The organism is Marinomonas vaga, from assembly GCF_055388305.1.
Genome location: NZ_AP043903.1, coordinates 988355 through 1014547, shown reverse-complemented (window position 1 = coordinate 1014547; position 26193 = coordinate 988355). Strand labels below are relative to the sequence as shown.

The 26193-nt window shown below is 50.8% G+C and carries 24 protein-coding genes; 17 read left to right on the top strand and 7 right to left on the bottom strand.

The annotated features are described in order from the left end of the window. Positions 1 to 4: 4 nt before the first annotated feature. From ureE to ACZ5DR_RS04745, 5 genes are all read left to right on the top strand, one after another. Positions 5 to 448 (top strand): urease accessory protein UreE, encoded by a 444-nt coding sequence (gene ureE, locus ACZ5DR_RS04765; protein ID WP_377366269.1) that lies wholly within the window; start codon positions 5 to 7, stop codon positions 446 to 448. Beyond that, positions 429 to 1106: an urease accessory protein UreF gene (locus ACZ5DR_RS04760; protein WP_377366270.1), complete on the top strand. Its 678-nt coding sequence runs from the start codon at positions 429 to 431 to the stop codon at positions 1104 to 1106. Before ureE ends, ACZ5DR_RS04760 begins: the two co-directional genes overlap by 20 nt. A gap of 34 nt (positions 1107 to 1140) precedes the next feature. Beyond that, entirely contained in the window at positions 1141 to 1788 is a 648-nt protein-coding gene (gene ureG, locus ACZ5DR_RS04755) for an urease accessory protein UreG (RefSeq protein WP_377366271.1), read from the top strand. A 73-nt stretch (positions 1789 to 1861) separates the two neighbouring features. Beyond that, positions 1862 to 5308 (top strand): hybrid sensor histidine kinase/response regulator, encoded by a 3447-nt coding sequence (locus ACZ5DR_RS04750; protein WP_377366272.1) that lies wholly within the window; start codon positions 1862 to 1864, stop codon positions 5306 to 5308. Between the two features lies 1 nt (position 5309). Further along, positions 5310 to 6221 (top strand): response regulator, encoded by a 912-nt coding sequence (locus tag ACZ5DR_RS04745; protein ID WP_377366273.1) that lies wholly within the window; start codon positions 5310 to 5312, stop codon positions 6219 to 6221. 26 nt (positions 6222 to 6247) lie between these two features. On the opposite strand, the gene ACZ5DR_RS04740 is transcribed toward ACZ5DR_RS04745, so the two are convergent. Continuing rightward, complete coding sequence (locus ACZ5DR_RS04740) at positions 6248 to 7360, bottom strand: heparin lyase I family protein (protein ID WP_377366274.1); 1113 nt, start codon at positions 7358 to 7360, stop codon at positions 6248 to 6250. 134 nt (positions 7361 to 7494) lie between these two features. Between ACZ5DR_RS04740 and ACZ5DR_RS04735 the strand changes: the two genes are divergently transcribed. Beyond that, positions 7495 to 7830, top strand: coding sequence for a zinc ribbon domain-containing protein YjdM (locus tag ACZ5DR_RS04735; protein WP_377366275.1), 336 nt, complete (start codon positions 7495 to 7497; stop codon positions 7828 to 7830). Positions 7831 to 7891: 61 nt separating this feature from the next. Here ACZ5DR_RS04735 and ACZ5DR_RS04730 read toward each other — a convergent pair whose 3' ends face one another. The 6 genes from ACZ5DR_RS04730 to ACZ5DR_RS04705 form a co-directional block, all read right to left on the bottom strand. Continuing rightward, a complete protein-coding gene (locus tag ACZ5DR_RS04730) occupies positions 7892 to 8377 on the bottom strand; it encodes a PH domain-containing protein (RefSeq protein ID WP_377366276.1) in 486 nt (161 codons plus the stop codon). 369 nt (positions 8378 to 8746) lie between these two features. Further along, the gene (gene arsJ / locus ACZ5DR_RS04725; protein ID WP_377366277.1) at positions 8747 to 9961 is read right to left on the bottom strand and encodes an organoarsenical effux MFS transporter ArsJ; all 1215 of its coding nucleotides are present in this window, start codon (positions 9959 to 9961) and stop codon (positions 8747 to 8749) included. Between the two features lie 65 nt (positions 9962 to 10026). Next, positions 10027 to 11037 (bottom strand): ArsJ-associated glyceraldehyde-3-phosphate dehydrogenase, encoded by a 1011-nt coding sequence (locus ACZ5DR_RS04720; RefSeq protein ID WP_377366278.1) that lies wholly within the window; start codon positions 11035 to 11037, stop codon positions 10027 to 10029. A 24-nt stretch (positions 11038 to 11061) separates the two neighbouring features. Continuing rightward, positions 11062 to 12081, bottom strand: coding sequence for an ACR3 family arsenite efflux transporter (gene arsB, locus ACZ5DR_RS04715; protein WP_377366279.1), 1020 nt, complete (start codon positions 12079 to 12081; stop codon positions 11062 to 11064). Between the two features lie 12 nt (positions 12082 to 12093). After that, positions 12094 to 12447 carry a metalloregulator ArsR/SmtB family transcription factor gene (locus ACZ5DR_RS04710; RefSeq protein ID WP_377366280.1) on the bottom strand — a complete coding sequence of 118 codons (354 nt, stop codon included), beginning with the start codon at positions 12445 to 12447 and terminating at the stop codon, positions 12094 to 12096. Between the two features lie 49 nt (positions 12448 to 12496). Then, on the bottom strand, positions 12497 to 13510 hold the full coding sequence (locus ACZ5DR_RS04705; protein WP_377366281.1) for an aldose epimerase family protein: 1014 nt from the start codon (positions 13508 to 13510) through the stop codon (positions 12497 to 12499). A gap of 155 nt (positions 13511 to 13665) precedes the next feature. On the opposite strand from ACZ5DR_RS04705, the gene ACZ5DR_RS04700 reads away from it, so the two are divergent. The 11 genes from ACZ5DR_RS04700 (at position 13666) to ACZ5DR_RS04650 (ending at position 26103) form a co-directional block, all read left to right on the top strand. Next, positions 13666 to 14598 (top strand): LysR family transcriptional regulator, encoded by a 933-nt coding sequence (locus ACZ5DR_RS04700; protein WP_377366282.1) that lies wholly within the window; start codon positions 13666 to 13668, stop codon positions 14596 to 14598. Between the two features lie 182 nt (positions 14599 to 14780). Beyond that, entirely contained in the window at positions 14781 to 15845 is a 1065-nt protein-coding gene (gene chvE / locus ACZ5DR_RS04695) for a multiple monosaccharide ABC transporter substrate-binding protein (protein ID WP_377366283.1), read from the top strand. Between the two features lie 73 nt (positions 15846 to 15918). Beyond that, positions 15919 to 17442 (top strand): multiple monosaccharide ABC transporter ATP-binding protein, encoded by a 1524-nt coding sequence (mmsA, locus tag ACZ5DR_RS04690; protein ID WP_377366284.1) that lies wholly within the window; start codon positions 15919 to 15921, stop codon positions 17440 to 17442. A 12-nt stretch (positions 17443 to 17454) separates the two neighbouring features. Then, entirely contained in the window at positions 17455 to 18669 is a 1215-nt protein-coding gene (gene mmsB / locus ACZ5DR_RS04685; protein ID WP_377366285.1) for a multiple monosaccharide ABC transporter permease, read from the top strand. 12 nt (positions 18670 to 18681) lie between these two features. Then, the gene (gene araD1 / locus ACZ5DR_RS04680; protein WP_377366286.1) at positions 18682 to 19650 is read left to right on the top strand and encodes an AraD1 family protein; all 969 of its coding nucleotides are present in this window, start codon (positions 18682 to 18684) and stop codon (positions 19648 to 19650) included. Further along, positions 19647 to 20411: an SDR family NAD(P)-dependent oxidoreductase gene (locus ACZ5DR_RS04675; RefSeq protein ID WP_377366287.1), complete on the top strand. Its 765-nt coding sequence runs from the start codon at positions 19647 to 19649 to the stop codon at positions 20409 to 20411. The genes araD1 and ACZ5DR_RS04675 overlap by 4 nt, the downstream gene beginning before the upstream one ends. Beyond that, positions 20408 to 22153, top strand: coding sequence for an L-arabinonate dehydratase (gene araD / locus ACZ5DR_RS04670; protein WP_377366288.1), 1746 nt, complete (start codon positions 20408 to 20410; stop codon positions 22151 to 22153). The genes ACZ5DR_RS04675 and araD overlap by 4 nt, the downstream gene beginning before the upstream one ends. An 11-nt stretch (positions 22154 to 22164) precedes the next feature. Next, entirely contained in the window at positions 22165 to 23673 is a 1509-nt protein-coding gene (locus ACZ5DR_RS04665) for an aldehyde dehydrogenase (NADP(+)) (RefSeq protein ID WP_377366289.1), read from the top strand. A gap of 2 nt (positions 23674 to 23675) precedes the next feature. Then, on the top strand, positions 23676 to 24605 hold the full coding sequence (locus ACZ5DR_RS04660; protein ID WP_377366290.1) for a 2-dehydro-3-deoxygalactonokinase: 930 nt from the start codon (positions 23676 to 23678) through the stop codon (positions 24603 to 24605). Then, positions 24602 to 25240, top strand: a complete 639-nt coding sequence (locus tag ACZ5DR_RS04655; RefSeq protein WP_377366291.1) for a 2-dehydro-3-deoxy-6-phosphogalactonate aldolase — start codon at positions 24602 to 24604, stop codon at positions 25238 to 25240. Before ACZ5DR_RS04660 ends, ACZ5DR_RS04655 begins: the two co-directional genes overlap by 4 nt. Continuing rightward, a complete protein-coding gene (locus ACZ5DR_RS04650) occupies positions 25237 to 26103 on the top strand; it encodes an SMP-30/gluconolactonase/LRE family protein (protein ID WP_377366292.1) in 867 nt (288 codons plus the stop codon). The genes ACZ5DR_RS04655 and ACZ5DR_RS04650 overlap by 4 nt, the downstream gene beginning before the upstream one ends. Positions 26104 to 26193 lie beyond the last annotated feature (90 nt).

Here is a 26193-nt window from a genome sequence, read left to right as displayed (position 1 = left end):
GGATATGTTGGACATTTATACTCGCCTTGGCACCCATTGCCACGATGAGGTGTACACCACAGTGGTTTTAGATCATGAACAACGGGAACGTGGACGTCTGAAGTTAACCGGCGAAAACGGCGAAGACATTCGTGTGTTTTTGGAGCGTGGTAAGCCTCTACTAGTAGGGGAATATCTACGCTCTGAGTGCGGTAAAACCATTCAAATCCTTGGTGCAACAGAAGACATCGCCCACGCTAGCTGTGACGATTGGACGACCTTTTCCAAAGCCTGTTATCACCTAGGCAACCGCCACACCAAGGTGGAAGTGGGAGAGCGTTGGTTGCGCATTAAACCAGACCACGTATTGGAAGAAATGCTGCACCTCCTTGGTCTAGTCGTCACCCATGAGCAGGGGGTATTTAATCCAGAATCAGGGGCCTATAGCCATGGTCATCACCACCACTAATCAGGCCATGCTGCGTATCATGCAGCTCAGTAGCGTGAGTTTGCCAGTGGGAGGTTATGCCTTTTCCCAAGGGATGGAATACGCCATAGAGACTGGCTGGGTGACCAAGCAACAACAGGTGGCGGATTGGACCGCCTTACAGTTAACCCAGTCCCTAGCTCGAGTGGATTTGCCTGTGTTGCGCTTGGCCATGGACGCCTGGGGCACTCAAGACGAAGGTCGCATCGTTGAATTAAACGATCTTGTGTTGGCCTGCCGTGAGACCAAGGAGCTGCGCCTAAATGACACCGCTATGGGAGAAGCCCTAGCACGTCTGTTACGAAGCTTGGAGATCCCCACGCCTTTTGTGCGATTGGAAGACATCAGTTTTGTTGTGTTATTTGCCATTGCGGCAAAACATTGGCAGATCGACTATGACACTGCTGCCTTAGGATTTGCTTGGTCTTGGCTAGAAAATCAAATTGCCGCAGCCACTAAGTTAGTGCCTCTTGGGCAAACTCAAGCGCAAAAACTATTAGGGAAGCTGCAACCCGTATTAATGGAGGCCATTACTCTGGCCGACCAGCTGGACGAGGACGACATTGGCGCAGGCTTACCTGCGGTGGCCATTGCCAGCTGCTTACATGAAACTCAATATTCGCGATTATTCCGTTCATAGAAGATCGCCTGACCCATACAAAGAGGAAGGAAACATGAGTAAACCAAAACAAACACTGCGCGTTGGCGTAGGTGGTCCAGTGGGATCAGGTAAAACGGCTTTGCTACGTTCCCTGTGTTCTGCCATGCGCGAGCATTACAACATCGCCGTGGTAACCAATGACATTTATACCCAAGAAGATGCTAAATTCTTAACCCGCCACGAAGCCTTAGAAGCTGATCGCATCATAGGGGTGGAGACCGGTGGTTGTCCCCATACGGCGATTCGTGAAGATGCCTCCATGAACCTAGCCGCCATTGATCAACTGTTAGAACGCCATGGTGAATTAGACGTGGTATTCGTGGAGTCAGGTGGTGATAATCTCAGTGCGACCTTTAGCCCAGAGCTGTCTGACCTAACCATCTATGTGATTGATGTGTCTGCTGGGGATAAGATTCCCCGTAAAGGTGGTCCGGGTATTACTAAATCCGACCTGCTGATCATCAACAAGATCGATTTGGCACCTTTAGTGGGGGCATCCTTAGAGGTCATGGACGAAGATGCGAAAGCCCAGCGTGGCCCCCGTCCCTTTGTGTTCTCTAACTTAAAAGCCGCCCAAGGACTGGATGACATCATTCAGTTCATTGTTTCCGAAGGCATGTTAGAAGCGAAAGAAATTCCGCCCGCTAAAGCGGTCGTATAAAGGCAACCTATCGATAGATAGGCCAATAAAATGCAGTGGGTAACCCTGTGTGCCCACTGTTCATTGAGGTGCTATGACAGCCGCGCAAAAGATTTTTAAAGTCCGGCGCCACTATAACAAGTGGGTGGCCGATCAAACCCTTGAAGACTATGCCCTACGCTATACGTCCAAGCAGGGGCATACCATGACCATCGAGCGAGTGGGGCACACGGCCCTAGGCGCGGCGGCATTTTTAGCGCTCGAAGGCTTGGCGGCGGTGATTACATTAGGATACGGCTTTACCAACGCGGTAGCGGCTATCCTGACGGTGCTGGCGGTGTTTTTCATTACTGGTTTTCCCATCGCATACCACTCTGCGAAACATGGCCTAGACATTGATCTGTTGACCCGTGGGGCGGGCTTTGGCTATCTGGGCTCCACCATCACGTCCCTGATTTACGCCACCTTCACCTTTATCTTTTTTGCCATCGAGGCGGCCATTTTGGCTTCGGCCTTGGAGGTGCTGCTGGGCATTCCATTACCCATTGGTTACGCCTTATCGGCTTTATTTGTGATTCCCATTGTGACCCATGGGATTCGGGCAATTAGCCGTTTTCAAAACGGCACTCAATGGATTTGGCTAGTGCTACAGTTTGCCGCCATCGGTGTGGTGGTGACTCAGGAATACCAAAATTTTTACGGCTGGACCGAGTACGTCCCAGCCCATTTGCCCCAAGATACGGGGTTCAATTGGGTGTTATTTGGCGCGGCGGCGTCGGTACTATTTGCCCTTATGGCACAAATCGGCGAACAAGTGGATTACCTACGCTTTTTCCCGAAGAAGACCCCAGAAAACCGTAAAAAGTGGTGGTTTTGGCTGATTCTTGCAGGACCCGGTTGGGTCTTTATGGGGGCCATCAAGATGCTGCTGGGGTCATTTTTGGCCTATTTGGCTATTTCAGAAGGGGCGACGGCGCTACAGGCCACGGACCCTACTTATTTGTATCAGCGCATTTTCCTATTTTTGACCACTTCCCCAGCCATTGCCTTGATGCTGGCGGCGGTGTTTGTGTTCATTTGTCAGATGAAAATCAATTTGACCAACGCCTACGCTGGCTCCATTGCTTGGTCGAATTTCTTCTCTCGCTTGACCCACTCCCATCCCGGCCGCGTGGTGTGGTTGGTGTTTAATGTCACCATTGCCCTGTTGTTAATGGAACTGGGTATTTACCAAGCCTTGGGCGCTATCTTGAGTGTGTTTGCCATCAGTGCGGTGAGTTGGTTGTCGAGCTTGTCAGCGGATTTATTGATTAATAAGCCTCTTGGTTTGAGCCCCAATTACGTGGAATTCAAGCGGGCGCACCTGTATGACATCAACCCTGTGGGCACTGGCTCCATGTTGATCGCTACCACCCTTGGTTTAATTAGTTATTTGGGGGTGTTTGGTGAGGTGGCGAAGAGTTTGTCGCACTTTATTTCCATTGCGGCCTGCTTTGTCTGCGTGCCCTTGATTGCTTGGATCACTAAGGGGAAATACTACATCGCTCGCCAAAGCCCAGAGCTGGTGCCCTTGCTGACCATTGAGCAAGCGCGACATCCTAATCGTCTGGTCACTTTAACCTGTGGCATTTGTGAGAACCCCTTTGAAGCAGAAGACATGAGCTTTTGTTCCGCCTATCAGCAGCCTATTTGTTCTCTTTGTTGCTCTTTGGATGTGCGTTGTCTTGATAGCTGTAAGCCTCAGGCGAGTATTAGCCAGCAGAGCGACTATTTCCTTAAGTTGTTTTTGCCTAAACGTACGGTGAAGGCACTCAGTTCAAGACTTGGTCGGTTCATTTCCCTGCTGGTCTCCATCAACATCATTAACGCCGCCTTGATGATGCTGATCTATCGTCAGATGGCGCCGGAAACCCCCAGTGAATCCCTGTTGCTACAAGAAGCCATGTGGGCGCTGTTTTTTACGTTGTTGATTGTGTCTGGAGTGTTGTCATGGTTATTTTTGTTGGCCCATGAAAGCCGAGTGGTGGCCCAAAAAGAATCCAATCGACAAACCCGTAAGCTAACTCGGGAGATCGAGGCCCATAAAGAAACCGATTTGGCGCTACAAAGTGCGAAGGAGCAAGCGGAACATGCCAACGAAGCCAAGAGCCGCTATCTCAGTGGGATTAGTCATGAGCTTCGAACGCCCCTGCAATCCATTATTGGTTATGCACAATTGCTGTCGGAAAAGGAAAATACCCCCTCCGGACATCAAAACGGGTTGGATATTATTCAGCGCAGTGGCATGTATTTGGCGGATTTGATCGAAGGGCTATTGGATATTTCTAAGATCGAAGCGGGACGCTTTGACCTGTATCGCAACACCGTGGATCTACCCAAGTTGATTGATCAGCTTAACAGCATGTTTGCCATGCAAGCCCGGGAAAAGGGGATCACCTTTCAAGCGAAAATCCTCGCGCCCTTGCCGAATCACGTGGTCACAGACGAAAAGAGATTACGGCAAATTCTGATCAATCTGCTGTCAAATGCGGTGAAATATACGCCAAAAGGCTCGGTTGTGTTTGAAGTGAACTATCGTAACCAGGTGGCGGAGTTTGTGATTCGGGATACTGGATTGGGTATCAAAGAGGAGCATCTGCAGCGCATTTTCGACCCCTTTGAGCGGGTACGTGACGTAAGCACCGCAAACCTACCGGGTACCGGATTAGGTTTGACCATAGTGAAGCTGTTGACGGACATCATGGGCGGGGATCTTCAAGCCCATTCTAAAGTGGGGGAAGGCAGTGAGTTCAAAGTCAGCTTGATGTTGCCGTGGCTCAGCCAGCCCACGTCCTTGCCGAGTGTGTCTAAGCGGATCGTCAGTTACCGAGGTTATCAACGTACCATCATGGTGGTAGACGATGATCCGGTGGTGCGAGGGCTGTTGTCGGATATCTTGGTGCCTTTAGGATTTAACGTCATTGAGGCAGCGGATGCGAACGCTTGCTTGGAAGAGCTTGCGACCTGCTCCCCTGATCTGTTCATCTTAGACGTGTCCATGCCTGGAATGGATGGTTTAACTCTCGCGAAGGTGTTGCGGGAGCGAAACTATGGGGCCCCAATCGTCATGCTGTCGGCGGATGCCCAAGAGAATCAGCGAGGGCCAGAAGAGGCTAATGCCTTTAACCAATACATTGTTAAACCAGTGAAAAACAGTGCTCTGTTGGATACATTACAGCATTGGTTGGCATTGGAATGGGTCTATCAAGAAACCGAAGCTGCCCATGGGGTGAGTTTGTTTGATCCGGCGGCCAGTGCCCCTGAACAAGAATCAGACAGCCCAGATCTGACGCCGATTCCAGACCATGAAAGTATCCGCGAACTGACAGCGTTTGCGCAAATGGGCTACAAAAAAGGTGTCCGTGGCGTGCTGGATCAAATCCGTGCACAGCATATAATCAGCGATGCTCATCTGGAACAGTTAGAATCCCTCTACAAAAGCTTCCAGTTCGACGGCATTGCCCAGTACTTACAACAACATTCGGCCTCTGACGGTAATTAACATGATGAATGGGACAACTCACAGCGACATCGTATTAGTGGTAGATGACTCCCCTGATGCCCTTAGCATGATTCATGATGCCTTAGAGTCCGCCAATATGGATGTTTTGGTGGCCTTGGAAGGTCGCCAAGCTTTGACCATTGCCAAGCGTATTCGTCCAGACATCATCTTGCTGGATGCCATCATGCCTAATATGGATGGCTTTGAGACTTGCCGTGCCTTGAAGGCGGATCCGAGCTTGTCCAGTATTCCAGTGATCTTTATGACCGGCCTGAGCGAAACCGATGACATTGTTCGTGGACTGGAAGCGGGGGGCGTGGACTATCTCACCAAACCCATTCAGCCTAATGAACTCATCGCTCGCATGCGGGTGCATTTGTCTAATGCCCGCTTGAGTAACAATGCCCAGTCTGCCTTAGACAGCATGGGACAATACTTGATGACCTTTAATGGACAAGGGGATGTTGCTTGGGCGACACCCCAAGCCTATGCACTCATGGCAAAGGCGCGGATTACGCCAGAGTGGCGTGAGTCAGAACTGGCATCGCAAGTACGCACCTGGCTTAATCACAGGCCTGAAGCTGGGCACAGCCTGACCCTGCAAGGCTTAGAATACCCCATTGCCCTAAAATTCATGGGCTTTACCGAGCAATCCGAAGCACTGGTGAAACTCGAAGACGGGGACAAACTGGCTGGAGCAGACCTGCTCAAATCCAAACTCACCCTGACAGAGCGTGAATCCCAAGTGCTCTACTGGATCGCCAATGGCAAAACCAACCGAGAGATTGGCGAAATCCTCGAAATGAGCCCACGCACCGTTAACAAGCACCTGGAACAAGTCTTCCCCAAACTCGGAGTGGAAAACCGCACCGCCGCCGCTGGCGTCGCCTTGAGAGTTCTAGTGGCGGAGTAGGTTTTACTTTAGTCCGACAGGACCGCTCACAAGGACGCGCAGTACTCTTCCGTTGTGCCTTGGAAATTCACTAGGTGTAGCAGGTCTTCTTTGTGGGCGTTCACCACCTCTGCTCCAAGTATTTGGCGTAGCTTGAAGTGTGAGACATATGAGTCAAAGTCCTTGAGTTCACGACCGAGCGTGCGAATATCATTTGAACTGGGCATTAACTCAGTGGTGTCATTCGCAATAAGCTGCTTTTCCAAGCATGAATAGCGCCAGTAAAGAATGGTTTCATCGCGTTTGTAAGTTGCTGGTGGTGACGGAGCTGGCAGCGTTGCTTCGTACTGTTCAATTGCTTCACAATCGAAGTATATGGCGGCTTTTGTACACTGGGGGGATGTGAAAACATCATCATAATAAACCACCTGGGTAGGTGTTTTTGCGCCTTCCCCAGCGTATTCTAAGTAGCGTGAAATAAATGACTGATAGATGCCAAATTTAAAGTAGGCTGCTCCCCCATCGCTATCGATGGTGCTGCCTGAATACTGGTATCTAGGTACAGTTTCTCCGTTGATGTAGATCCGAAAAAAACCTTGATAGTCCGCTCTAAAGTTAGCATGGACAAGAATGTCAGACCACTTTCCACGCATCTCCTCGTCTTGCATAACAGGCTTGTTTTCTGACGTGCCACCCCTTTGTTGCCTATCAATTCGGTAGCCAGCTTTTTGATTCTCCCATTTGTTGGAAACTTGAAACAAAAAAGGTGGATTTGGTCCACTTCGTTGATGAAATTGACCTAAGGTAACAGTAGATGGATAGAGACTTGGAAAATCCTCTGGGATATAGAGCGACCAGTTAAACCAAACATCTCCAGAGGTTCCCTTGGTTGTGAACTCGTGACGCTGACGGTCATTATCACAGTCGCTCCAAACGTCGTTACGGGCACAGTCCCCGTCACGTACTTCAAACCGGATGGAGCTGTTCCCAGTGCGAGTAGGATATCCTTCGTCACTGGTAACACTCATAACGCCCCAAGGTTGAAAGCCAATTGGCAGGCTTTTTTTATAAGTTAAATTAGTGTCGCTACCGGTCGTCGCGCAGCCAGAAATAGTCCCTGCGACTAAGCCGCTGAGCAATAGGGTATGTAGTTTGATCATGAGGGGCTCTTTTACGTTAGTTCCTTTAACAACAAATGTAAGCATATTTGCCGATAATCGCTAACAAAAAACGCTTCTCAAGGTGTTATAATACCCGCACATTTAATCTGGTTTTTATAAAAGGTTTTTAGAATATGAGTCTTCCGGCCTGTCCAAACTGTAGCTCTGAGTATGTTTACGAAGATCAATCCATGTTGATCTGCCCAGAGTGTGCCCATGAATGGAACCCAAATGAAGAAGTGGTTGATGAGGATGCGCTGATCCTAAAAGATGCAAATGGAAATTTGCTGGCGGAAGGGGACAAGGTCACATTGGCCAAAGATCTGAAAGTAAAAGGCTCTTCGCAAGTGCTTAAAGTGGGCACTAAAGCGACGATCAAGCGCTTTGTTGATGGCGACCATGACATCGATTGTAAGGTGGATGGCGCAGGTGACATGATGCTGAAATCAAAGTTCGTCAAAAAAGCCTAACGGTCTGTTTTATTTGATAAAAAGCCCCTTTTATGGGGGCTTTTTTTTGTCGATACCTTTTTTAAGCCTTCTTGTTTTGTTCCTTGGCGAAGGTAATGTGATCTTCCACGTCTTTCGGATGACAAACATAGGGTAGCTCAATATAACCACCCGGAGAGTAGAGCCGAATAGTGGCGTAGCCAAAAAGCCGGCCAAACGGTGTGGTGGTCTTTTCTTGATTCTCAGAGTGGATAAACTCCAACACATCTTCCGTCCTAGTGGCAAACCCTCGATGGGAGGCGACCCTGTTGTGGTGCATCTCGATTTTGACGGTGAACGGTTCTGCGATCTTATAGACATCTTTTAAGATATAGAGCGATGGTAATAGCAGCATACTGATTAAGATGTCTTGGCTATTGTCCGATGCGTCAGTTAACCATAAGAGATATTTAAACGATAAGTAGACAATACTTATCCCCGCTAACTGGATGATTAGCTCTAAAAGGGCTTCAATTGCCCGAGGAATCTTTGAGGTTTTAAGGTATTTTAAGTCGGTTTTACATTCCATTGTCATGAACCTTATTTAGTGGCGCTCGGGACCATAGGATGCTGTACGCACTCTTCCCATTGTTCTCATTGGTTGTCTGAAAACCATGATCTGTTGAAAGCGGCGAATGAGCGTCTATCGCGAGACGACAAGGTTAAGAAAGGGGTGAGAGCAGCTTGGCGCTGATGCCATCAAAACCTAGATGCCATCATTAGCCTGTTTTAAGAGTGACTCCCCTGATAGACATAGGCGAATCATACAAATCTTGCTCTGCTTCCCTGCGAACAAAAATTCTAGTTGGGATTAGTTGTTCATGACTTTTGAGTCCTCAGTTGATGGCGTCCTAGCCATTGATGAACTTAGAAACGGTTCATCTGGCGTATTTTTAACCTATTCCTTGGTTCTAGGCAACCTCACCGAAATCAATGCGGTTAAGCCGATAAAGCCAGCGGACACCCATAAGCACACGGCTAAGCCATATTCCTGATACAGCCAGCCGGACAATAGGGTGCCAATAAGGCGACCCATGGCATTGGCCATGTAGTAAAAGCCCACATCAAGAGAAACGCCATCTTGACCTGCATAGCTGACGATTAAGTAACTATGGAGTGAGGAGTTAATTGCGAAGACTGCTCCAAATGCCAGCAAACCAGCCAGTACGGCGAATTCTATTTGCCAGTTGAAGGTGAGTGCTAACGCAATGGCCGCGGGGATAATGCCTAGTACCAAGGCCCAGCGTAGGGCTTGTCGGCCATCAGGCACCTTGCCAGATGCTTTACCGGTAAAGCGCGGGGCAAAACCTTGAACGATACCATAGGCAATGACCCAAGCAGCGAGGAAGCCACCCACGTACCAGTGATCCCAGCCAAACGTACTGGCCAGAAATACGGGTAGAGCCACGACAAACCAAACATCCCGCGCGCCAAACAAAAATAGGCGTGCTGCAGAGAGGTAGTTCACCGCAGCACTTTTCGAGAAGATATCGCCAAATTTCGGTTTGTTTTTGGCTTTTCCAAGATCTTTTTTGAGAGATAGGAGACTTGCAATCCACACCAGGGTGAGAACGACGGCCATGCCAAGCACGGCACCTTTAAAGCCAAATAAGCTCAACAGTGCGCCACCAAGGAAGAAGCCTACGCCTTTTAGCGCATTTTTAGAGCCGGTTAACAGGGCAACCCATTTGTACAGTTGCCCTTGGGCATCTCCGGGAACCAACAGCTTGATAGAGCTTTTGGCACTCATCTTATTCAGGTCTTTGGCAATACCTGATAGGGCTTGGGCAGCCATAACCCAAGGTACGGTTAAGGCACTGGCGGGCACCAGCAACATGCTCAAGGCGAGGATTTGCAGAAACAGGCCAATGTTCATGGTGCGGTTTAACCCTAACCGCGCTCCGAGCCAGCCCCCTACGAGATTGGTTACCACGCCAAAGATTTCGTAAAACAAAAACAGCATGGCGATTTCCAGTGGGCTGTAGCCCAGTCCATGGAAATACAGCACCACCAGCATACGCAAGGCGCCATCGGTTAACGTGAAGGCCCAATAATTTCCTGTGACCACCATGTATTGGCGGATCGCTGGAGAAAGGTTGGCTAGTGTATCCATTACTCGTAGTGGCTCCAAGAGTGGCTCCCTCCCCTTAAGGAAACAAGGGGAGGGTTAGGGTGGGGTCAGCTGTGATCTAAACGACCAACCATACGCATTAGCTCAGCGGTGCGGTTGGCGTAGCCCCATTCGTTGTCGTACCAAGCGTACAGCTTCACCTGTGTGCCATTGATGACCATGGTAGACAGGGCGTCGATGATGCTGGAACGGGGGTCGGTTTTGTAATCCACGGACACCAGAGGACGCTCTTCGTAACCCAAGATATCCTTTAGTTCGTTCTCTGCTGCGTCTTTTAGGAAGCCGTTGACTTCTGCTTCTGTGGTCGGGCGGCTGACTTCAAAGACACAATCGGTTAACGACGCATTCGCTAATGGCACACGTACCGCATGACCGTTTAGCTTACCTTTCAGCTCAGGGAAGATATGAGTGATGGCAGTGGCGGAGCCCGTAGTGGTTGGGATCAAGCTAGCACCGCATGCGCGGGCGCGACGCAGATCTTTGTGGGGGGCATCCAAGATAGTTTGGGTATTGGTGATGTCATGGATAGTGGTCATGGACCCGTGTTGAATCCCCAGCTTTTCATGTATCACTTTTACCACAGGTGCTAAGCAGTTTGTGGTACAGGATGCAGCGGTCACGATGGGGTGATTAGCTGGATCGTACAGATCATGGTTAACCCCCATAACGACGTTGAGCACGCCTTCTTCTTTCACTGGGGCAGTCACCACCACACGCTTTACCCCTTGATCTAGGTAAGCTTGAAGCAGGGCTTTGGTTTTTATCTTGCCACTGGCTTCGATCACCACATCACAGCCAGACCAATCTGTTTCGCCAATGGCTTTGTTTTGTGTGCATGGAATACGCTGGCCATTGATGATCATCTCATTGCCCTCGGCAGTGGCTTCGTGGTGCCAACGGCCGTGAACAGAGTCGAATGTGATGAGATGAGCTAGGGTTCCCGCATCGCCTGCTGGGTCATTGATTTGGACAAATTCTATTTCGTCCCAGTCAAAGGCGGCGCGAAAAGAGAGGCGCCCCATACGACCGAACCCATTAATACCAACTTTAATTGTCATAATTTCTCGCCTTTTTTAACGATGTTATGAGTGAAACCAATGGCGAGTTCGGTTGGCAAACCACACCAAACTCAGCATAACCGGTACTTCCACTAGCACACCGACCACGGTGGCTAGAGCCGCACCAGAGTGCAAACCAAATAATGAAATAGCCACGGCGACGGCTAACTCAAAGAAGTTAGAGGTGCCGATCAAGCACGCTGGAGCCGCAATTTTGTGGGCCAAGCCTAGCTTTTTCGCCATGGCATAGGTGATGGCGAAGATCAGATAACTTTGGATCAGCAGCGGGATGGCAATTAATACCATGGCTTGAGGGTTATCAAGGATGGTGTCTGCTTGAAACCCAAACAACAAAGCTACCGTGCCCAATAAACCAATAATTGACCAAGGCTTAAGCTTAGCCAATAACTCATCTAGTCGGCTTAAATCCCCCGCACGATCTAAGGCTCGGCGGGTGATCGCACCCGTTATCAAGGGGATCACCACATACAAGACAACCGATAGTGTAAGGGTGCTCCATGGCACTGTGATGTCAGTCATGCCTAATAGGAAGCCCGCAATCGGAGCAAAGGCGAAAATCATAATGACGTCATTGATCGATACCTGTACCAAGGTGTAATTCGGGTCACCCTTGGTGAGCTGGCTCCAGACGAACACCATAGCGGTACAGGGGGCAACCCCTAATAAAATCATCCCAGCGATGTATTCAGTAGCGGTTTGCGGATCGACCCAATCGGCAAAAATTCCCTTAAAAAACAACCAGCCAAGCAGTGCCATGGTAAAAGGTTTGATCAACCAGTTAACCACCAAAGTGAGGACGATGCCCTTGGGCTTTTTACCCACATCCTTGATGGCTGAGAAATCCACTTGCACCATCATGGGGTAAATCATCAGCCAGATCAGCACGGCAATCACCAGATTCACATGGGCGTACTCAAGGCTGGCAATGACCATCAAAGGCTGTTCCGCAAACAGTCCTAGCCCCACACCAGCTAAGATCGCCAGAGCAATCCAAAGGCTTAAATAACGTTCAAATATTCCCATTAGAGGCTCCTATTAACCACAGCAGGATTGCATACGGGCAGGGCGGTCACCCATGCTGTGCAAGCGTGCGCGGTCATCTTCGGTGTATGACGGGTTTTCTACCGTACTGATTTGCAGCACCAGCTCTGCCCATTCTGGGAGAGACTCATTGATGCGGTAATACACCCACTGGCCTTGGCGGCGGTCGGTCAGCAAGCCGCACTGGCGTAACTGCGCCAGATGGCGAGAGATTTTAGGCTGGCTTTCTTGCAGAGCTTCTACTAGCTCGCAGACGCACAGCTCTTGCTCTAAAAAGATCAGCATAAGTGCCCGCAGGCGCGTGTCGTCAGCGAGGCATTTGTAAAAATTTATCGGATCTAGGGTCATGAATCGTTCGTATATATGGAATTTCGTATATGCAAAATATCATATATTTCTAAGATGACGTTGTAAACACCAGCCTGGTGGTATGTCGATAGGGGGTCTGTGGTGTTACCAAAGAGGATGGAAAGTGAGAAAGGTTAGGGCTGTTGGGGAAGTTTTGTGGCTCAAGGGCGATGCCAGAATAATCCTGATAACGTCCGTCATGACTTAGGTAGCCACCGGTATACACCTGTAGCCCAGGTTCAGTGGTGTACACCTGCAGCACGCGTCCTGATCGGGTCTCTGCCAGCTGACAGGCGAGGCGTTCGGTGTGGCGTTCTCCATTAAGGACAAAGTTGTGGTCATAGCCCCTTTGAGTGTTTGAAAAAGCCTGTTCATGCTCTAAAGGGCGACGTGTACGAAAGTCGAAAGGCGTGTCTGCGACCGATAATAATGCGCCGGTTGGAAGGTTGTTTTTATCGGTGACAGTGATTTGCTCGGCCTGCACCTGCAACGTGTGCTGGCGAATGCTTGAATGCAGCTCTCCGGATAAATTGTAATAGTTGTGATGGGTGAGGTTAAGCACGGTTGGGCGGTCAGTGGTGGCTTCAAACAGCACTTTTATCTGATTTTCTATGAGCTGAAATGTCACTTTTACATGGCAGTTCCCCGGGTAACCCATATCAAGGTGAGGAGAGCTGAGTGTGAAGCAAACGCTGGTGTCTGACGGATCGATTTCATAGTCCCAAATCCGCTGGTGAAACCCGTTGGTTCCCCCGTGGAGGTGGTGCTCACCCTCGTTTTTATCGAGCTGAAAAGTGTTCCCGTCGAGAATCATTTGTCCTTTTGCGATGCGGTTAGCAAAGCGGCCACACACCGCACCTAGGTAGGAGGTGTCTTTTTGATATCCGATTATATCTGGGTAGTTGAGCACAATATTCTTAACAATCCCGTCACGATCCGCGACGTTCAGTTCTGTCATTCTTGCCCCAAGATTTATAAAACTGGTCGTGATATGTTGGTTAGATAAGGTTATTTTATCTATGACATGCCCATTACATTGACCAAATGGTGACACCTTAATCATCCGTGTTGTCCTGTCTTGTTATTGTTGGGAGAGGGGGTAAGCGTGGCCATTGCCAGTGTTCTTTGCCCCCACAGATCGCCTATATAGAAAACACTGTTAATAAAAATAAGTAAACGTGCGATGCAGGAATGAATGCCTGTGTCATAGGGGGAACCATGGATATCGGGTTGTCAAAACACCTGAAATTAAACCAATTGCGGTTGATTGCCATCATCGCCGAGTTCGGCCAACTTAGTATCGCTGCCGATGAACTGGCAATCACTCAGCCTGCTGCCTCGCGCATGCTCAGCGAAATAGAGTCCACCTTAGGTGCTAAGCTGTTTACCCGACATGCCAAAGGCATGGTGCCTACTTTGGTGGGGCAGGCTATTTGCCGTCGGGCCCATAACTTGGTGGTGGAGCTGCGTGACCTATCCCGAGAAGTGGAGGAATTGAAGCAGGGCAACGGGGGATCCACTGCTATCGGTGCGGTCACGGGGGCTGCGGTGGGTTTTGTGATCCCTGCGATCCAGCAGTTGCGAGCGGTGGCACCTAAAGCCGAAATCGATATCAACGTCGATACCAGTGAAGCACTGGTAAAAGACCTCATCACGGGAAACAACGACTTTGTCGTGGCGCGTTTGCCCAGTCATTACAACTCTTCTGAATTCGAAATCCTGCCAGCCCGTACCGAAAGCGTGGCGCTCTTGGTGCGACAAGGTCATCCTTTGGCCGAGGCCGATCAAGTATCCATGCGGGATTTATCTAAATACGAATGGGTCATGCAATCCCATCGGGCACCGATCCGCGAAGCCGTGGAAGGGGCGTTTGTGGCTGAGCGTGCCAGCTTGCCCTCTGCCATCACTAACAGTACGTCTCTACTGGCTTTGATCGCCATTTTGGTGTCGTCCAACAGTATTGCTCCCCTCGCCAGTGAGGTGGCGGATTTGCTCATGAGCGAGTCCGTGGGGGCTAAGCTCACCGTGTTGCGTTTGGAGCGAAAAATCGAGTTGAGCCCTTACTTTTTGCTCAAATTGAAGGGGCGTAACTTGTCCCCCCTTGCGCACCAGCTAGAACGCCTGATTCGGGCAGAATTGTCTAAACGTTAATCTAATTTCGCTAGCTTTATACCAAAAATGATATGGCTGGCGTCGTTTTTTCTATTTGAATGGTATGGGGGATATTCCTACTCTACTTGGCAGGTTAGATAACCTGATTGGCTAAAAATAAAGATAAAAAAACCCGGCAGCCGGCGCATTCTAAACAACGTGGGTTGCCATAGGAGGAGCTAATGAATTTTGTAAAAGGCGGTATTGCTACGGCGATTCTGGGTGCGGGCATGGTCTTTGGGACAGGTGCCTACGCGAGTGAAGGGTATGTGGGCATAGCGATGCCGACCAAGTCTTCAGCGCGCTGGATCAGTGACGGTGAGTCTATGGTCAAGCTGTTTGAAGATGAGGGTTACAAGGTCGATCTGCAATATGCGGAAGACGAAATCCCGAACCAGCTAGCACAGATTGAAAACATGATCGTAAAAGGGGTGGACGTGCTGGTGATTGCCGCCATCGATGGTACTACCCTATCGAATGCCCTTGAAAACGCCAACGCAGCGGGCATAGAAGTGATCGCCTACGATCGCTTGATCAAAAACAGCCCCTACGTAAGCTACTATGCAACCTTTGATAACTTCCAAGTGGGCGTACAGCAGGCTAAGTCCCTAGTGTCTGGCCTAGAAGAGCGTTTTGGTGATGGCCCATACAATGTTGAGTTGTTTGGCGGTTCTCCTGACGATAACAACGCTTACTTCTTCTACAATGGTGCCATGTCGGTGCTACAACCGATGATCGACTCCGGTAAGATTGATGTGGTGTCTGGCCAGCAAGGCATGGACACTGTGGGAACCTTGCGTTGGGACGGTTCCGTTGCCCAAGCGCGCATGGACAACCTAATGTCGACTTACTACACCCAAAAAACCCTCCATGGGGTCTTGTCTCCTTATGATGGTCTATCCATCGGTATCTTGTCGTCTTTGAAAGGGGTGGGTTACGGCTCTGGCGGTATGAAAATGCCCATTGTAACTGGCCAAGACGCAGAACTTCCTTCCATTAAATCTATCGTTGCCGGTGAGCAATACTCCACCATCTTTAAAGATACCCGAGTGTTGGCAGACGTGACCGTTGGCATGGTGCAAGCCGTGTTGAACGATGTGACGCCGCAAATCAATGACACCGAAACCTATGACAATGGTTACAAGGTGGTACCGAGCTTCCTACTAGAACCTGTAGCAGTTGACGCAAGCAACTGGGAAGAGGTGCTACTGGGCAGTGGCTACTACCAATCCAACCAAGTGAAATAAGTTAAACCCTAGTAAACACTAGTTTGTTGTAACAGCAGCAGGTGGCTCTGTGCCGCCTGCTCAGGGGATTGTCATGCAAAACGTAATCTTAGAGATGCGCGGTATCACCAAAGAATTTCCCGGGGTGAAGGCTCTGGATAATGTGAATCTGCAAGTAAAGAGCGGTGAGATTCATGCCCTAGTAGGGGAAAACGGTGCCGGTAAATCGACCCTGATGAAGGTGCTGAGTGGCGTATACCCCCATGGGAGCTACGACGGCGATATTCTATTTGAAGGGGAAACCGTGGCCTTCGGTGGCATTCGCGACAGCGAAGAAAAAGGCATCATTATTATTCACCAAGAGCTGGCGCTGGTGCCGCTTTTGTCGATTGCAGAGAACCTCTTTCTCGGCAACGAAAACGTGGAAGGGGGCAAGATTAACTGGCCACACACCTTCGCACGTACCCAAGAGTTATTAGCCAAGGTTGGCCTAAAAGAATCCCCGTCTACTAAGGTGGGCAGTCTTGGGGTGGGTAAGCAACAGTTGATAGAGATCGCCAAAGCCTTGGCGAAAAAGGTAAAGCTGTTGATTCTAGACGAGCCCACTGCAGCGCTGCAGGAGAACGACAGTGCCAAGTTGTTGGACTTGTTGTTGGAGTTCAAAGCTCAAGGCATTTCTTCCATCTTGATCACCCATAAATTGAACGAGATCAGCCGTGTTGCAGATGCCATTACCGTGATTCGAGACGGTGCTTCCGTGTCGAATTTGGACTGCCATGCCCAGAAAATCAGTGAAGCGGACATCATCCGTGACATGGTGGGACGAGACATGGCGAACCGTTACCCAAGTCGGGATGTGGCCATTGGGCAGCAGCTTATGTCGGTCGCCAATTGGAACGTCTGGCACCCTATCCAAACCGAACGCCAAGTCATCGAAGACATTCAATTTGACGTGTGCGCAGGGGAAGTCGTGGGTATTGCAGGCTTGATGGGATCAGGTCGTACCGAGCTGGCCATGAGTATCTTTGGTAAAAGCTACGGCAAAAACATCCAAGGGGAAGTCAAGATGCGCGGCGTACCAGTGGATGTGTCCAATGTACCTAAAGCCATCAAGAGTGGTTTGGCTTACGTGACCGAAGACCGCAAAGAGCTGGGGCTGGTATTGGATGAAAGCATCAAGATGAACACCACCATGGCGGCCTTGGATCGTGTGGCAGAGCGTGGCGTGATCAACAAGTCAGAAGAACAACATGTGGCGGAAGGCTATCGCAAAGCCTTACGTATTCGAACCCCAAGCGTACAGCAAACCGTGGGCAATTTGTCTGGTGGTAACCAGCAAAAAGTGGTGCTCAGTAAATGGCTGTATTCCCAGCCTGATGTGTTGATCTTAGACGAGCCAACACGGGGTATCGATGTCGGTGCCAAATTTGAAATTTACAGCATTATCAATGAGCTAGCGAAAGATGGGAAAGGCGTGCTGATGATTTCATCAGAGATGCCAGAGCTACTTGGCATGTGTGATCGCATCTACGTGATGAACGAAGGTCGATTTGAGGGCGTGCTGAATAAAGACGAAGCCAGCCAAGAAAAAATCATGTCGATGATCGTCAAGGGCTAATCGGAGAGAACCATGAATACAACAACAAAAACAGAAACCCCCGTTCAAAACGAGCCGCCTCAGGCTCCCTCAGCCATGGGCTTTTTAAAGAACCACATGCGCGAGTACGGCATGTTACTGGCCCTTGTGGCCATCATGGTGATGTTTCAGGTGCTGACTGAAGGTACCTTGATGCGTCCCGTGAACTTAACCAATTTATTCCTACAAAACAGCTACATCATCATTATGGCCATTGGCATGTTGTTGGTGATCGTCGCTGGTCACATCGACTTGTCTGTGGGCTCAGTGGTGGGCTTTATTGGCGCCTTAGCAGCCGTCATGGCTGTGAACTTTGAGCTGCCTACGGTCGTGGTGGTTCCGGTGTGTCTATTTGTCGGTTTATTGATCGGTGCAGCGCAAGGGTACTGGGTCGCCTATTGGAAAATACCGTCCTTCATTGTGACCTTGGCGGGCATGTTGATCTTCCGCGGCTTGACTCTGGCATTGCTTGCGGGGCAGTCCGTAGGGCCTTTCCCTAAATCCTTTCAGTTGATGAGTACGGGCTTTGTGCCAGACATCTTTGGCATTGGTCGTCCAAACGTCACGGCGATTGTACTAGGCGTGTTGGCAGCGACTTCCATTGTATTTTTAGCCGCTCGTCAGCGTGCCCAAGCAGCCCGTTACGGTATTCAAGATGAGCCATTTAGCTTTTTCATTGTGAAGAATGCTTTAGTGGCTGTGGCACTGATTTACATCTCTTACTTACTTGCTACCTACCGTGGTTTGCCAAACGTGCTAATCACCATGGCGGTGTTGGTGGCTGTGTACACCTTCCTCACCAACTCCACCACCATTGGGCGTCGTATCTATGCTCTGGGGGGCAATGTGAAAGCGGCCAAGCTGTCCGGCATCAACACAGAGCGCCTGACCTTCTTGACCTTCGCCAATATGGGCATGTTAGCGGCCTTAGCGGGTTTGATCTTCGCTGCCCGTTTGAATACCGCTACCCCTAAGGCTGGTTTTGCCTTCGAGCTGGATGTGATCGCAGCGGTCTTCATCGGTGGTGCATCCATGACAGGAGGTGTCGGTAAGGTCATCGGTGCCGTGGTGGGTGCCTTGATTATGGGTGTAATGAACAACGGCATGTCGATCCTAGGTATCGGTATCGATTGGCAGCAAGTGATCAAAGGTGCGGTCTTGTTAGCGGCCGTTATCTTCGATGTCTACAACAAACAGAAAGCGCGCTAGGCAGGAGTCCTCATGATGTATTTGTCTCAACATAAAAACGGCGGCGTGATGTGCCGCATGGGCCAGACTGCGAAATGGGTACAGGATGCAGAATCTGTCTATGCCCTAGCACAAGAAGCCGTGAGCGCTGGCCTGTCTCTAGCCACTCTGGTGGAGCAAAAGGGCTTCGGTGATACGGTGGACTTGGCCGCCCTTTACGCCAATGGCGAACTCGACTGCCCTGTGCGCCACCCCGATCCAGCTCACACGTATTTAACTGGTACTGGCTTAACGCACTTGGGGTCTGCTGCCACGCGAAATGCGATGCATGGCAACAGCGATGACATGACCGACTCCATGAAAATCTTCCAGATGGGAGTGGAGAAAGGCAAGCCCGCAGCAGGGGAAGAGGGCGTGCAGCCAGAGTGGTTTTACAAGGGGAATGGTGCCGGCATGGTTGCCCCTGGCAGTGCTTTGCCATCCCCTTCCTTTGCCCTAGATGGGGGTGAAGAACCAGAGATCGCAGGCTTCTATTTGATTGGTGACGATGGAACGGTACACCGCATTGGCTACACCTTAGCGAATGAGTTTTCTGACCATGTGACAGAGAAGCAAAACTACCTCTACTTGGCTCACTCCAAACTGCGCCCAGCGTCTTTTGGTCCTGAGTTATTAGTAGGGGAGTTGCCCGCACACATTGAAGGTCATTCAAAAATTGAACGAAACGGTAACACCCTGTGGGGTAAGGACTTTTTGTCAGGTGAAGACAATATGTCCCATAGTTTTCGCAACTTAGAACATCACCATTTTAAATACGATTTATTCCGTCAGCCGGGAGATCTGCATGTGCACATGTTTGGCACGGCCACGTTATCGTTTGCGGATAGCGTTGCTGCGCAGCCGGGTGACGTGTTTGAAATCTCTTCACCGACTTTTGGTTTGCCATTGCGCAATGCTTTAGCCATCGAGGAGGCGCCAGATACAAAGGTGAACGTCCTATGAGTTCGGTAGCGAATTACCCTGATTTGGCCCAACGTACCGTGTTTATTTCCGGTGGTGCCACGGGCATTGGTGCAGCCTTGGTGACCGCCTTTGCGCAACAAGGGGCTAAAACCGCTTTTGTGGATCTGGATAAAGAGGCGGGTGAAACCCTTACCCGTCAGCTGATGGAGCAGGGACATCAGGTTTGGTTTCGCCAATGTGATGTGACGGACACTAGCGCTTACCAAGCGGCTATTCGTGATGCGGCCAATGATCTTGGGCTGATTTCGGTGTTGCTTAATAACGCCGCCAACGATGTGCGTCATTCGTTGGACTCCCTTAGCTCGGAGCGTTTTGACGATCTGGTGGGGGTAAACCTGAAGCATGCCCTGTTTGCGGCACAAGTCGTGACGCCCATGATGAAAGAGCTTGGTGGTGGCTCCATCATTAACTTCGGCTCGGTGGGCTGGATGATGGCGTCCGCTGGTTACCCTACTTATGCAGCCAGCAAAGCAGCCATGCACGGTCTCACTCGCGGCCTTGCCCGAGATTTAGGGGGGGATCGCATTCGCGTAAACACCCTAGTCCCCGGTTGGGTTATGACTGAAAAGCAGTTGCAGCTTTGGGTGGATGACGCTGCCAAAGAAAAAATCAAGCAGAGCCAATGCCTTGCGGGCTCTGTACTTCCTGAACACATTGCCAATATGGCGCTCTTCCTTGGGTCTGATGCGTCGCAAATGTGTTCCGCTCAAAACTTTATTGTTGATGGAGGTTGGGTATGAGCCAATTCACACCAAAGCCTTGGCCGCGCAAATTGCGCTCTACGGAATGGTTCGGCGGCACGTCCCGAGACCATATTTATCACCGCAGTTGGATGAAAAACCAAGGTCTGCCAGCCGACTTATTCGACGGACGTCCAGTGATTGGTATTTGTAATACCTGGTCCCAGCTTACCCCTTGTAACGCCCATTTGCGGGATCTTGCGGAGCGTGTGAAGCACGGTATTTACGAAGCGGGCGGTTTGCCCCTTGAGTTCCCTGTGTTCTCTGTGGGAGAAAGCTCCCTACGCCCTACGGCCATGATGTACCGCAATATGGCGGCCATGGACGTGGAGGAAGCCCTGCGAGCCAACCCACTGGATGGTGTGGTGTTGTTAGCAGGGTGTGACAAGACCACTCCTGCCCTGTTAATGGGTGCTGCCAGTGTGGACATTCCCTCTATCGTGGTGTCCGGTGGCCCTATGTTGAATGGCTACTTCCGTGGTGAGCGTGTGGGCTCAGGCACGGCCCTGTGGCAAATGTCGGAAGACATCAAAGCGGGCAAGATGACCTCTGAGGATTTCCTAGAAGCAGAGCAATCCATGTCCCGTTCTCCGGGCTCCTGTAACACTATGGGAACCGCCTCTTCCATGGCCTCCATGGCTGAAGCCTTAGGGATGGCCCTGTCTGGCAACGCGGCCATTCCTGCAGTGGACAGTCGCCGTCGAGTGATGGCACATCTTACCGGACGTCGCATTGTGGACATGGTGAAAGATGATCTGAAGCCTTCCGATATATTGACCCGTCAAGCCTTTGAAAATGCCATTCGAGTAAATGGTGCCATTGGTGGCTCGACTAATGCCGTCATCCACCTATTAGCCATTGCTGGCCGTGTGGGCATCGATCTTAGCCTTGATGACTGGGATAAGCTGGGGCATGAAATAGCCACCATAGTGAACCTGATGCCATCGGGAAAATATCTGATGGAAGAGTTCTTCTATGCCGGCGGTCTACCGGTGGTCATCAAACATTTGGCAGAAGCCGGACAGCTTCATAAAGACGCGCTTACCGTGTCTGGGGGCAGTGTTTGGGAAGAAGTCAAAGACGTTCGCAACTCCAATCCAGACGTGATTCTGCCGGTGGAAAAAGCGCTTACCCAAAAAGGGGGGATTGCCGTTCTGAAAGGTAACTTGGCACCTCAAGGCGCGGTGCTGAAGCCGTCTGCCGCTTCGGAGCACTTGTTGAAACACCGTGGTCGCGCCGTGGTGTTTGAAGACATCGACGATTACAAAGCTAAGATCAATGACGAAAGCTTAGACATTGATGAAACCTGCGTCATGGTGCTGAAAAACTGTGGACCGAAAGGTTATCCGGGCATGGCTGAGGTGGGCAACATGGGCTTGCCGCCTAAGGTGCTACGCAAGGGGATCAAGGACATGGTGCGTATTTCAGATGCGCGTATGTCGGGTACTGCCTATGGCACTGTCGTGCTGCACACGACCCCAGAAGCTGCGGCGGGTGGCCCACTGGCGATCGTTCAAAATGGCGACATGATTGAGTTGGATGTGGATGCTCGTCGATTGCAGTTGGACATTCCTGACAGTGAATTAGAAGCCCGTCTAGCCGCTTGGAAGTCCAGTATCGAGGCGCCTAAATCGGGCTACATCAAGTTGTTCTTTGACCATATTCAGGGTGCCGATACCGGTGCCGATTTTGATTTCCTTAAAGGGTGCCGTGGTGCGCCTGTGCCGAAAGACAGCCATTAACCGGAGAGCTTATGTTATCAGGTAAACACTTAATCGCTGGGCAGTGGGTTGCCGCTTCAAATACCTTCCACTCTGCCACGGTCAATAACACAGATGCCGAATTTTCAGTGGGGCGGGTGGAAGACGTAAACGCCGCGGTGGAAGCTGCTGAAGCCGCTTTTGATGTGTTTGGCTACAGCAGCCGAGCAACTCGTGCTGGTTTTTTAAATCAGATCGCGGACGAGATAGACGCCCTTGGTGATGAGATTACGGCAGTGGGATGTGCTGAGACAGGTTTGCCAGAGGCACGCTTGATTGGTGAGCGTGGGCGCACGACTGGGCAGCTGCGTTTATTCGCCCAACACATTTTGGCGGGCGATTATTTGGATCGTCGCTACGATGAGGCGCTCCCTGATCGTACGCCTTTACCGCGTCCAGATTTGCGTATGATGCAGCGTCCTATTGGCCCAGTGGCGGTGTTTGGTGCATCGAACTTTCCATTGGCTTTTTCAACGGCGGGGGGCGATACCGCTGCGGCCCTCGCGGCGGGTTGTCCTGTGGTGGTAAAAGGCCACTCAGCGCATCCGGGGACTGGGGAGTTAGTGGCTCAAGCCATTGATAAAGCAATAAAAATTTGTGGTGTGCCAGCCGGGGTCTTTTCCTTGATTCAAGGGGGAGACCGAAAAGTAGGCAGCGCCTTGGTGCAACATCCACTGATCAAAGCTGTGGGTTTCACTGGCAGTCTTGGGGGCGGTCGCGCCTTATTTGATTTGTGTGCTGCTCGCCCAGAGCCCATTCCATTTTTCGGGGAGCTAGGCTCCGTAAACCCTATGTTTGTCTTGCCAAATAAGCTGGATCAAGACACTGAAGCGTTGGCATCAGGCTGGGCTCAGTCGCTCACCATGGGCGCTGGGCAGTTTTGTACCAACCCTGGGATCGCCATTGTGTTAGAAGGCGAAGGGTGTGAGACCTTTATTGAAAAGGCTTCCGCTGCATTAACTCAAGTTCAAGAACAAGCCATGCTGACCCATGGTATAGCGGATGCTTACCGGGAAGGGGTGGCGGTGTTTGATCAGTCTGGGGCCCAATCGGTGTTGCGTACGAAGGATGCTCAGGGACGTCAGGCATTGCCTAATTTGTATCGGGTAGCGGCTCGAGAGTGGCTGGATAAGCCTTCTCTCCATCATGAAGTATTCGGGCCTTTGGGTTTAGTGGTGGTGGCGGAATCTATCGAGCAAATGATGGCCCTTGCTCGACAGCTGGAAGGTCAGTTGACCTGTACCCTGCATTTATCAGAAGCGGATTATGACAGTGCTCGTGGTTTATTGCCGATTCTTGAGCGTAAAGCCGGACGTGTGCTGGCCAATGCTTTCCCAACGGGCGTCGAAGTGTGCGACACCATGGTTCACGGTGGGCCTTATCCAGCGTCTACTAACTTCGGTGCCACGTCCGTTGGTACCTTATCCATTCGTCGATTCTTGCGGCCTGTGTGCTATCAAAACATTCCGGCGCAGATTCTCCCAGCCGATTTGGTGGGATGAGTATGAGCAAGCCTTTATGCATTGCGGTGGACTGGGGGACAAGCAACTTACGAGTCTATTTGATTGATCATGATGGCAAGGTGATGGCAGAGCAAGCCAGCGATCAGGGCATGCTGTCATTAGCACAGGGGGACTTCGAACCTGTGCTCAGTGACTTGATTCAGCCTTGGTTACACCATCAGGTGCCAGTCTTAATGGCTGGCATGGTGGGGAGTCGTAGTGGCTGGCAGGAAGTGCCTTATCTAGAGTGTCCCCTTGGCTTAGATGGGCTTGCCACGCAACTTCATCAACTCGATACAGCATTACCGATTGCGGTTTACATTGTGCCCGGGGTGAAAGGGGTTGGAGCGGCTGGGCAAGTGGATGTGATGCGGGGTGAAGAAACGCAGCTACTGGGCTTATGGGGGGCTCACTCTGACAGTGACGGGCCTATGACCTTTTGCTTACCGGGCACCCATTGCAAATGGGGGCAATTAGATCAAAGCAGGTTAGAGGGCTTTTCTACTGTTATGACAGGGGAGCTATTTGCGTTGCTGTGCCAGCACTCCAGTTTGGCAAAAGGGCAGGCAGACTCAGCTTCTCAGTTTGATCAGGATTGGTTTGATGCGGGTGTGATACTGGCAGAAGAACAGGGCGGTTTAATGCATCAGTTGTTTACGGTGCGCAGCCGTACGGTTACAGGTGAATTACCCGCTTCCGGCCTTGCCAGTTATTTGTCTGGCATCTTGATAGGTACGGATGTGCTGGCAAATTTAGATCTATGTGACAACCGACACCTGTACCTGATTGGTTCAGATACGGTGAGCGCACGCTATCAGCGGGTGCTGTCCCGATTTGCTGTGGACGTTTCCCAACTGACTGCGAAAGACGCCAGTGTGCAGGGCTTTGTTGCCCTAGCAAGATCGGCACAAGCACAAGGAGTCACCCTATGAACTTTCATGATTGTATGGCAGAGCTGCCTTTAGTGGCCATTTTGCGCGGGGTTAAGCCAGATGAGGTGCTGTCCCATGGGCAAGCGCTCGTGAATGCTGGCTTTCGGATCATCGAAGTGCCTTTGAACTCTCCTGACCCCATGGAAAGTATTGCGATTTTGCAGGCGTCATTGGGCTCACAAGCCTTGATCGGCGCTGGCACTGTGATGACGATGGAACAGGTGGATCAGCTGGCTGATCTAGGCGCTAAGTTAATGGTGTGTCCCCATACGGATACCAGCTTAATTCGCTACGCGAAAGCGAAATCTTTGTTTGCGTTACCAGGCTTTTTTACTGCAACGGAGGCCTTTGCGGCACTGGATGCGGGGGCTGATGGGCTCAAGCTGTTTCCAGCGGAAGGCATACCTTCACCTAAAGTGATTAAGGCAATGTGGGCAGTGCTGCCTAAACCCCTTTGGTTTTGTCCGGTTGGCGGAGTGTCCCCTGATAATTTGGCAGAGTACGTCGCCATGGGAGCCAATGGCTTTGGTCTTGGCTCCGCCCTATATAAGGCTGGGCAAGAGGTGAGTGAAACCACAGATAAAGCGGCCGCCTTTGTCGCCGCTTGGCGAAACCGACATAAGGGCTCCCTATGACGTTTAAAACCATCAGTTCGCAAAGACATCAATTGGCCGAAGGCCCCTATTGGTGCGCTGAAACTGCTCGTTTATTTTGGGTCGATATCCCCATGCAGCAAGTCTGGTGCTGGGACTCACTCACTGGCGAACATCAACATTGGCTAATGCCTGAGAAGGTGTCTGCGGTATTCGCAACCAATAAAAAGGATGTGTTGCTGGTGGTGCTGGCCACTCGTGTGGCGGTGTTTGATTGTCAAACTCATCGACTAGAGACACTTTGCACACTGGACGATGATCTTCCTAGTAATCGGGGAAATGATGCCAAAGTGGCTCCTGACGGCTCCCTTTGGGTGGGCACCATGGATGACAACGAAGTCCTTTGCCAAGGTCGCCTATGGCGTATTACAGCAGATGGGCAAAAGCAGTGTTTGTTAGACAATGTCGGTATCGCCAATACCTTTGCTTGGGATGAAAGTCGCGGTTGTATGTACTTTGCAGACTCGATGAAAGGGCAAATCCATAAATTTCCGTATCCCGGGTTTCAAGATGTGCGAGGCGCGGCTGCGTTTGCTCAGACCCCAGAAGGCTCAGGGCCGGATGGCTCTGCTATGGATGACGAAGGCGCCCTTTGGAATGCTCAATGGGATGGTCAGCGTATTGTGCGCTATCTACCAGATGGCTCTGAAGGGGCGGTTTTGAAGTTGCCATTCGCTCGTCCAACCAGTTGCGCATTTGGTGGGCCAGAAGGGAAAACCTTATTTATCACCTCAGCGAGTGTCGGATTGGAAGATCAGCTTGCTGAGCAGCCTTTGGCTGGGCAGGTGGTGGCGTTGGAGGTAGAGCAGAGGGGAGCGCCGAGTCGGCCATTCCAGTTAATTTAAAGCAGCCGGCCATGTGACCGGCTGCTTTAGCACTGAAACGTTTTTAGCACTGGAACGTTTTTAGCACTGGAACGTTTTTAGCACTGGAAC

Bases quoted from the DNA above. Each gene is read 5' to 3' on its own strand.
- araD1 (WP_377366286.1), top strand. From the start codon at position 18,682: ATGATGTATTTGTCTCAACATAAAAACGGCGGCGTGATGTGCCGCATG.
- ACZ5DR_RS04735 (WP_377366275.1), top strand. From the start codon at position 7,495: ATGAGTCTTCCGGCCTGTCCAAACTGTAGCTCTGAGTATGTTTACGAA.
- ACZ5DR_RS04740 (WP_377366274.1), bottom strand. From the start codon at position 7,360: ATGATCAAACTACATACCCTATTGCTCAGCGGCTTAGTCGCAGGGACT.
- arsJ (WP_377366277.1), bottom strand. From the start codon at position 9,961: ATGGATACACTAGCCAACCTTTCTCCAGCGATCCGCCAATACATGGTG.
- ACZ5DR_RS04710 (WP_377366280.1), bottom strand. From the start codon at position 12,447: ATGACCCTAGATCCGATAAATTTTTACAAATGCCTCGCTGACGACACG.
- ACZ5DR_RS04730 (WP_377366276.1), bottom strand. From the start codon at position 8,377: ATGGAATGTAAAACCGACTTAAAATACCTTAAAACCTCAAAGATTCCT.
- mmsB (WP_377366285.1), top strand. From the start codon at position 17,455: ATGAATACAACAACAAAAACAGAAACCCCCGTTCAAAACGAGCCGCCT.
- ACZ5DR_RS04675 (WP_377366287.1), top strand. From the start codon at position 19,647: ATGAGTTCGGTAGCGAATTACCCTGATTTGGCCCAACGTACCGTGTTT.
- ACZ5DR_RS04650 (WP_377366292.1), top strand. From the start codon at position 25,237: ATGACGTTTAAAACCATCAGTTCGCAAAGACATCAATTGGCCGAAGGC.
- ACZ5DR_RS04750 (WP_377366272.1), top strand. From the start codon at position 1,862: ATGACAGCCGCGCAAAAGATTTTTAAAGTCCGGCGCCACTATAACAAG.
- ureG (WP_377366271.1), top strand. From the start codon at position 1,141: ATGAGTAAACCAAAACAAACACTGCGCGTTGGCGTAGGTGGTCCAGTG.
- chvE (WP_377366283.1), top strand. From the start codon at position 14,781: ATGAATTTTGTAAAAGGCGGTATTGCTACGGCGATTCTGGGTGCGGGC.
- ACZ5DR_RS04745 (WP_377366273.1), top strand. From the start codon at position 5,310: ATGATGAATGGGACAACTCACAGCGACATCGTATTAGTGGTAGATGAC.
- ACZ5DR_RS04665 (WP_377366289.1), top strand. From the start codon at position 22,165: ATGTTATCAGGTAAACACTTAATCGCTGGGCAGTGGGTTGCCGCTTCA.
- mmsA (WP_377366284.1), top strand. From the start codon at position 15,919: ATGCAAAACGTAATCTTAGAGATGCGCGGTATCACCAAAGAATTTCCC.
- ACZ5DR_RS04720 (WP_377366278.1), bottom strand. From the start codon at position 11,037: ATGACAATTAAAGTTGGTATTAATGGGTTCGGTCGTATGGGGCGCCTC.
- ACZ5DR_RS04655 (WP_377366291.1), top strand. From the start codon at position 24,602: ATGAACTTTCATGATTGTATGGCAGAGCTGCCTTTAGTGGCCATTTTG.
- ACZ5DR_RS04700 (WP_377366282.1), top strand. From the start codon at position 13,666: ATGGATATCGGGTTGTCAAAACACCTGAAATTAAACCAATTGCGGTTG.
- araD (WP_377366288.1), top strand. From the start codon at position 20,408: ATGAGCCAATTCACACCAAAGCCTTGGCCGCGCAAATTGCGCTCTACG.
- ACZ5DR_RS04705 (WP_377366281.1), bottom strand. From the start codon at position 13,510: ATGATTAAGGTGTCACCATTTGGTCAATGTAATGGGCATGTCATAGAT.
- ACZ5DR_RS04660 (WP_377366290.1), top strand. From the start codon at position 23,676: ATGAGCAAGCCTTTATGCATTGCGGTGGACTGGGGGACAAGCAACTTA.
- ACZ5DR_RS04760 (WP_377366270.1), top strand. From the start codon at position 429: ATGGTCATCACCACCACTAATCAGGCCATGCTGCGTATCATGCAGCTC.
- ureE (WP_377366269.1), top strand. From the start codon at position 5: ATGTTGGACATTTATACTCGCCTTGGCACCCATTGCCACGATGAGGTG.
- arsB (WP_377366279.1), bottom strand. From the start codon at position 12,081: ATGGGAATATTTGAACGTTATTTAAGCCTTTGGATTGCTCTGGCGATC.